General features: G+C 36.4%; 1 protein-coding gene. It reads right to left on the bottom strand.

All coding sequences use genetic code 11. The features are described from left to right. Window positions 1-253 (bottom strand): condensation domain-containing protein (locus tag DM397_RS00130; protein WP_162615408.1); only part of this gene is annotated, 253 nt, incomplete at both ends.

Here is a 253-nt window from a genome sequence, read left to right as displayed (position 1 = left end):
TAAACATTCTTTCTATCAGATACTCCTCATAGATATCGGTATTATAAGAAACTATTAAACTCAATCCCTCTGATTCGATGAAAGTAAAACTAATATCAAACTGGGCTGTTGCATTAGAAAATTCATAAGGCCCCATCTCAAGGTCTCTGAGTTCTTCGCTTTTTAGATTATTCAATTGACCCTGGTTTTGTAAAACAACCAAAACATCAAATAACGCAGAACGGCTTGGATCTCTCTGCAGATTCAGCTTCCC

The sequence above is a fragment of the Flavobacterium nitrogenifigens genome, assembly GCF_003254565.1.
In the GTDB taxonomy this organism is placed as follows: Bacteria; Bacteroidota; Bacteroidia; order Flavobacteriales; family Flavobacteriaceae; genus Flavobacterium; species Flavobacterium nitrogenifigens.
Note: the sequence above shows the minus strand (reverse complement) of the source record. Positions and strands in the feature narration are given on the sequence as shown.